Raw genomic sequence first — 7,162 nt, forward strand, 5'->3', positions numbered from 1 at the left:
AAACATTTTGGGTAAATCTAGAGCTGGTTCACCAGTTCGAGGATCTGTAAATAGTTCCAAGTCCCAATACACCCAGTGCCAGATCGATGCCAGCATCAGCATCCCAGACAGAAAAATGTGAGCGGTAGCTACACCTTCAAAAGACCAGAAACCAACATCTGCTGCTGATTCACCTGGAACAATACTCCAGCCACCCCAAGATTTAGTGATCCCAAGACGTGCCATGAAGGGCATAACAAACATGCCTTGTCTCCACATGGGGTTGAAAACTGCATCGGTAGGATCGAAGTTTGATAGTTCAAACAGCGCCATCGAACCAGCCCACCCAGCAACTAAAGCTGTGTGAATTAAATGCACGGATATCAGCCGACCTGGATCATTCAGGACGACTGTATGTACGCGATACCAGGGTAGTCCCATCGACTACGCTCCTCCTTAAGAATAGGTGTTTACTACGAAAATCTTTATTATTTAAATAATCTCATGCATTATGTTATCCGCTTCCCACCTCGGAAGCAAGACGATCTCACTGTAATTAATTTGCACTGACAGATCGCCTCAAACCTTCACATGACTAGACTCATAGTGGTTCTAGCACTTTTAATGATCGCAATTTAATTAAGATTTATCCTCAGAATGTTTACAAATGTTAATAGTCGGGATTCAGGATTCGGGATTCGGATTGGAATTTTGGGACGCTTGCATTCTCTACTCTCTAACTCGATCGAGGCGCATAGTCGTGCTGCTATTAGTTACAAATCCTAGTCGTTCGTAAAATTGTTGTTGGTGAGTGGTGGTGAGATAGATCCGTTCGACTCGGTTCATACATGGATGACTGAGTACTGTTTCGACTAATTTACGCCCCAATCCGAGTCTTTGGTAGTCGCAATCGATGACTACATCCCAAATCGTCGCACGATAAACTCCGTCGGAAGTTGCTCTAGCAAAGCCGATTAGCTTGTCATTATCCCAAGCACATACTACGGGTTCGCTGCGATCGAGGGCGATTTTAAGGTCTTCAATTTGACGATCGATCGCCCAAAATGCACTTTTATTTAGTAGTGCTTGAAGTTTCAGAAGATCGAGATCGCCACTGCGATCGCAAAACCGGATAGATTGAACTTTCAACTTTCTGTATGGGCGGGTTGATAAAATTGCTCGATACTAGGGCAGGGCTTGAATTTAAAACCTGCCACTAGTCGACTTTTAACTTAATCCAAATGGAGCCAAGGAGGCTCGAACTCCTGGCCCCTACAATGCCATTGTAGTGCTCTACCAACTGAGCTATGGCCCCAAATTAATAACCAATCTACTCGATTGGGTTTCCTGTTGTCAAGAGGGGGAGTAGGGAGTGGGGGTGTGGGGGTGTAGGGGTGTGGAGAGAATAAGGGATGTGAAGATGTTTGCGTTCTTACTTCCCACACTCATCCACTCCCCCTGTTGGAAACAATTAATACTAGCAACTTGAGTACTTATCTGCGATCGACTCTTTTTTTAGGTGCTGCTGATTTCTTACCATCCTTTTCTGGTGTTATTGGTAAAGGTTTGCCACCATTAAAATAAGCTTCCATTACCTTCAATACCATTGGTGCAGCGGTTTTACCGCCCCCACCACCTGTATGTTCGCCAAAAGCTACAACCACGATCTCTGGTTTATCTAGAGGGGCATATGAACCAAACCAGACATGGGATGGCCCTGGTGGTGCTTCGGCGGTACCACTTTTGCCTGCGGCTTTGGGGATGGTTTGGGTATTCATCGCTGCCCCAGTACCGCCATCGACAACTTCGCGTAAACCTTTCCGGATCGTGGCAATCGTACTGGGTTTAAGATTCATCGATTCGCGCCATTCTCGTTTTTCCGCATCTTTGACTAGATGTGGTTGGACGTGGTAGCCGCCATTGGCAGGAACGGCGAACATGCCCGCGACTTGAAGTGGTGTAGCTTGGAGAAAGCCTTGACCGATCGACATGTTGATGGTGTCGCCGATCGACCACTGCGTTTTGTAATTTAGCTGCTTCCAGGTATCATCGGCAACTAAACCTTTAGCTTCTTCTGGTAGTTCGATCCCAGTTTTTTTGCCATATCCATATTTGCGCGTCCAATCGATCATTGTCGGTCCACCGACCCGTTGCCCGACCTGATAGAAGAAAGTATCACTACTCCATTTTAAGGCACCTGGAAAGCCTAGCGGCCCAAACCCAGCGTGATTCCAGTCAGCAAAGGTAAATCCGCCAATGCGCAGCGAAGCATATGTTTGGAGAATTGTATCGGGCTTAAATTTCCCAGATTCCAATGCAGCAGTAGTCGTGACAATTTTGAACGTGCTAGCTGGCGGAAAGGCACTCAGAGCGCGATTGACAAAGGGATGATCTTGCCCTTGAAGTTGCTTCCAGACGGAGGGCGAAATTCTGCCCGAGAGCGAATTTGGATCGAAAGCGGGGCGACTAGCCATTGCTAAAATTTCGCCATTTCTGGGGTCCATTGCCACAATTGCGGCTTTGTGAGTACCAAGCGCAGCTTCAGCAACCTTTTGCAGTTCGAGATCGATCGTAATGGTGACATCTTGCCCCGATTTGGAGACCTTTTGACCTAAAAATTGCTGGAGTCTACCCGCCCCATCTACTTCTACTTGGGTACCACCCCACTCACCGCGCAACCGAGATTCTAGAGTCGATTCTAGTCCCATCTTGCCAGTGACATCGCCCAATCGATAGCCTTGGGGTCGAAGTTTTTTTAGTTCTCGATCGTTCATTTCACCCGTATAGCCCAGGACGTGAGCGGCAAGTTGTCCGCCAGGATAGTAGCGAACTGATTCGATATCAACATCGACACCTTCTTTGTCCGCACCATATTCCCGTAGTGCGGTAATTTGGGCTTCACTGAGATCGCGCACGATCCTCACCCGCTGGGTGGAATTAATACTGACCCCAGCCACTTTGGTTTGAATCATTTGCTCGTCTAGATCCAAAATTTCGGCAATTCGACGGCGGGTTTTGAGCCAGTTTTCCCGTTTGGTGGCTAAAGGCCAAATGAAAATTGAGTGAGATAATTTATTTCCAGCCAAGAGTCTACCTTTGCGATCGTAAATATTTCCCCGAACTGGTGGCTTGGCAACGGTGCGGACTCGGTTATTTTCGGCGACTTGACGATTCTTCGCGCCCTGGTTCAATTGCAGATAAACTAGCCGCGAACCGATCCCACCAATTAAGCCCAGTCCCAGCACTCCCATTAGTACCCATGATTGATTGCCTTGTCCGACAGTTCGAGTTTTGTTATAAAAACCAGATATCCCACTATTACTACCGGATATATCGCCAGAAAAGTTGTCAGAGAACCGATTCTGCATAAAATTAAGATTGGCTTTACGAGGTTGAGGGAGTGTCAACCAAAATAATTGGTGGGCAGTCTAATAGTTGGGATTCTAGCCGATCTCGGTCATTTATTTGAGTGGGGGATACCGCACTAAGTTAATGGGACGTTGCTGAATTGAGGGATGAGAAAGGGGGCAATGTGGCGAGAGTGGGACGATTGGGGAGAGGAGTTGACAGTGAGATAGATTGGTTAGGGACTTGCAAATAATAATTCATTTCAAACCGATTGGCTGATACCAAGACAGCATCATCGATTTATACGACTGGAACGATTCTATTGTTGGGATTCTCTTACAGAAGGAAAAATCTGACCGTAAATCAGCAACGCATATCTATTTCTTCATTTGTAATACTCACCTGTAAATTCATGTATTTTTAAAAGCTGCTCCTGCGCGATCAGTGGTGATAAACTATCCTTGTCAATGTAGGTTTACCTAATGGGGCAACATCTGATACTTTCCCACTTTAATATGTGGGCTTGGGATCGCTAAGGGCAATCCAAAATTTCCCATCCTAATTACTTTCGATCCTTAATCTCTGATTTTAGGATACAGGGGCAATTTCTGAATTACCCTTTATATCGTGGTATGACAACTCCTAATTCTTAACTCCTCATGCGTATTCTTGTAACTGGTGCTAGTGGTTGTGTTGGTCATTATGTCAGCGAAACACTGATCCAAAATACCGATCACGAACTGTTTCTATTTGTTCGTAATCCTGCTAAATTGCAAATAGATATTGCCGCACGTCAGGGTATTCATGTCATTCAAGGAGACATGATGGAAATCGAACAACAGGCTGAGTTACTCAAAACTATTAACGTTGCCGTCCTCACTGCGGCAGGCTGGGGCGGACAGGAAGCCTTCGATATTAACTTTACCAAAACTCACGCTTTATTCGACTTCCTCGACTCCAATGTGTGCGAACAAGTTATCTATTTTTCGACTCAAAGCGTACTCGATCGAGACAATCAATTACTCCCCGAAGCAGGTAAAATCGGGACAGACTATATTAGGTCTAAACATCAGTGTTTAGACAGATTGACAAAAGAGGCAAAAGCACCCGACGGAGCTAATAGTATTTCATCAAAAATCACTACAGTTTTCCCGACTCTAGTACTAGGTGGTGACGGCACAAAACCCTATTCTTTTCTCTCTGCTGACTTGCCAAATATCATCAAATATGCTGGACTACTGCAATTCTTTACTGCTGATATGAGCTTTCACTTTATTCATGCCAAAGATATCGCCGAAGTCGTCAGGCATCTGATCGCACATCCCGAAATTGCCAATAAGTTCGATCGACGAGTAGTCTTAGGAAATAAATTAGTTAGCGGTGATGATGGCATCACCGAAATCTGTGGCTACTTTGGTAAAAAAAGTCCCTTCCGCATTCCCTTATCAAACACGATTGCCAACTTTTTCATTAAAGTATTTAACATCCAAATGGCAGAATGGGATCGTTTTTGTCTGGATTACCGTCACTTCAGAAGTAATAATCCCGTTAGTCCCGCCACATTTGGATTACCTACCTACGCCCCAACCATTACCGACATCTTTCGCACTCGCGGACTTTGATTGGATCTTAACCCCCTTTTTTCAGGGGGTTTGGGGGATTAAAAGTCCAAAACGAAGAGCGTAGGGTGCGTTATCGATAGACGCATGAGCACCAATTAATGTGCGTTACGGCTACGCCTAACACACCCTAAGAATTGTGGGGCGAGAGCTGAATCGGATCGATCGATCCCCAGATAAATTTTTTTAAAGTATTGTTACCAGCCAATGATACAATCGATGATGGTCTGTCAGGCTCAAACAACACCAAACTGCTGTGAACTCTACTGATGAAACACCTCAACCGACAGAATCAGTCGGCGAGGAAATTACACTTAATGAAAGTGTAACTCGATCGGCAGAGGACTCGATGGGTGAGTATCAACAACTCAAACGAGAGTTGTATCTGATTACTCTGGCAATTACTGTTGTGGCATTTGTCACCGTGGTACTAGTCTACGGCTGGAAGATTTCCTTCAGCTACCTCTTGGGTGCAGTCACAGGAGTAGTGTACTTGAGACTGCTTGCAAAAGATGTAGACCGCATTGGAAACGAGTCTGTGAAGTTAAGTCCCAATCGTCTGGCCCTATTTGTGGTCTTGATGCTGGTGGCGGCTAAATGGCACCAATTGCAAATTTTGCCAGTCTTCCTGGGCTTTTTGACCTATAAAGCGGCATTGTTAATCTACATCTTCCGCACAATCTGGCTCACTGACTGATTTATCAGGCTAGATGAGCACAGCACCGACCATCAATTGCAGTCTTTGTAATTTTGGTAAACGATCGATAGAAACGGCTCCTAGATGCACATGTTAGATGGTTTAAACATCATAAATCCTCTGCCCTTAGCGGCATTGGAAGTCGGTCATCACTTGTATTGGCGCATAGGTGGGCTACAACTCCACGGTCAGGTGTTCCTCACTTCTTGGTTTGTCATCGGGTTGCTGTTAATCGCAGCATTCGCCGCTGGTAAGAATGTGCAACGCATTCCCAGCGGGATTCAAAACCTGATGGAATATGCCCTAGAATTTATCAGGAACCTAACCAAAGAACATATTGGTGAGAAGGAATATCGTCCTTGGGTTCCATTCATCGGTACCCTATTTTTATTCATCTTTGTATCCAACTGGTCTGGAGCACTACTCCCGTGGAAGCTAATTCACTTGCCCGCAGGTGAACTCGCCGCGCCAACTGGTGACATCAACACCACTGTAGCATTGGCTTTGCTTACGTCCTTGGCTTATTTTTATGCAGGTTTCCGCAAACGTGGTTTGGGCTACCTGGCTAAATACCTCGAACCGCAACCGTTCTTGCTACCGATTAATATCCTCGAAGACTTCACTAAACCGCTGTCCCTAAGCTTCCGTTTATTCGGTAACATCCTTGCGGATGAATTAGTGGTTGGTGTACTAGTATTACTAGTTCCGTTTATTGTCCCGATGCCAGTTATGCTATTAGGGTTGTTTACTAGTGCGATTCAAGCTCTAGTATTTGCTACACTAGCTGCTGTGTATATCGGTGAAGCGATCGAAGGTCATGGCGGACACGAAGAAGAACACTAGGTTTAGTGGAAAGTGGAAAGTGGAAAGTGGAAAGTTGCAAGCTAAATATGGCTGGTAATTAGTCTGAGTTCGCGATCGCTAGAAACGACATTTAAGAGCTTCTCGTTACATAATTTATTCTCTCAATCATTTTTTTAAGGTAATTACATCATGAATCCTACTGTTGCTGCTGCTTCTGTTATCGCTGCTGCTCTCGCTGTTGGTCTAGCTGCAATCGGACCTGGTATCGGTCAAGGTACCGCTGCTGGTTCCGCTGTTGAAGGTATTGCACGTCAACCTGAAGCTGAAGGCAAAATTCGCGGTACCTTACTGCTCTCCTTGGCGTTCATGGAATCTTTGACTATCTACGGTCTAGTTGTTGCACTGATTCTGTTGTTTGCTAACCCTTTCGCATAATCGCATCATCAATCAATCGGCAGGAAAGACAGTATTAGTTGAAAGTTGAAAGTTGAAAGTTGATAACGAGCTTTTGCGCTAAGAACTTTATAGATCTTAACCCAACACCACCTAAGACTTACGACTTACGACTTACGACTTACTGTCAACGTCCTCCTGACCTAAAATTATCCAGGAAAGCAGAGAACATGATCCCACAATGGACACTGTTGCTGGCTACAGCCGCAGTCGAAGAAGTAGCAGAAAAGGGTAAACTGTTTGACTTTGATGCCACCTTACC

The 7,162-nt window shown here is 45.3% G+C and carries 6 protein-coding genes, 1 tRNA gene and 1 pseudogene; 4 read left to right on the top strand and 4 right to left on the bottom strand.

What is annotated here, in order from left to right:
- The 4 genes and pseudogenes from RMO55_RS21275 to mrdA all read right to left on the bottom strand — a co-directional run.
- Positions 1 to 420, bottom strand: a pseudogene (locus tag RMO55_RS21275) (photosystem II chlorophyll-binding protein CP47); the annotation flags it as partial.
- Positions 421 to 708: 288 nt separating this feature from the next.
- Entirely contained in the window at positions 709 to 1,128 is a 420-nt protein-coding gene (locus RMO55_RS21280) for a GNAT family N-acetyltransferase (protein ID WP_310430077.1), read from the bottom strand.
- Positions 1,129 to 1,221: 93 nt separating this feature from the next.
- A tRNA-Ala gene (locus tag RMO55_RS21285) sits at positions 1,222 to 1,294 on the bottom strand.
- A gap of 178 nt (positions 1,295 to 1,472) precedes the next feature.
- Complete coding sequence (mrdA, locus tag RMO55_RS21290) at positions 1,473 to 3,347, bottom strand: penicillin-binding protein 2 (protein ID WP_310430079.1); 1,875 nt, start codon at positions 3,345 to 3,347, stop codon at positions 1,473 to 1,475.
- Positions 3,348 to 3,986: 639 nt separating this feature from the next.
- On the opposite strand from mrdA, the gene RMO55_RS21295 reads away from it, so the two are divergent.
- The 4 genes from RMO55_RS21295 (at position 3,987) to atpE (ending at position 6,882) form a co-directional block, all read left to right on the top strand.
- Positions 3,987 to 4,949, top strand: coding sequence for an NAD(P)-dependent oxidoreductase (locus RMO55_RS21295; protein ID WP_310430081.1), 963 nt, complete (start codon positions 3,987 to 3,989; stop codon positions 4,947 to 4,949).
- Between the two features lie 253 nt (positions 4,950 to 5,202).
- Positions 5,203 to 5,643: an ATP synthase subunit I gene (locus RMO55_RS21300; RefSeq protein ID WP_310430083.1), complete on the top strand. Its 441-nt coding sequence runs from the start codon at positions 5,203 to 5,205 to the stop codon at positions 5,641 to 5,643.
- Positions 5,644 to 5,727: 84 nt separating this feature from the next.
- Positions 5,728 to 6,486 (top strand): F0F1 ATP synthase subunit A, encoded by a 759-nt coding sequence (gene atpB / locus RMO55_RS21305; protein ID WP_310430085.1) that lies wholly within the window; start codon positions 5,728 to 5,730, stop codon positions 6,484 to 6,486.
- A 150-nt stretch (positions 6,487 to 6,636) separates the two neighbouring features.
- Entirely contained in the window at positions 6,637 to 6,882 is a 246-nt protein-coding gene (atpE, locus tag RMO55_RS21310; RefSeq protein WP_310430087.1) for an ATP synthase F0 subunit C, read from the top strand.
- Positions 6,883 to 7,162: the final 280 nt, after the last annotated feature.

It is taken from the genome of Chamaesiphon sp. VAR_48_metabat_135_sub, assembly GCF_031418915.1.
Classification (GTDB): domain Bacteria; phylum Cyanobacteriota; class Cyanobacteriia; order Cyanobacteriales; family Chamaesiphonaceae; genus Chamaesiphon.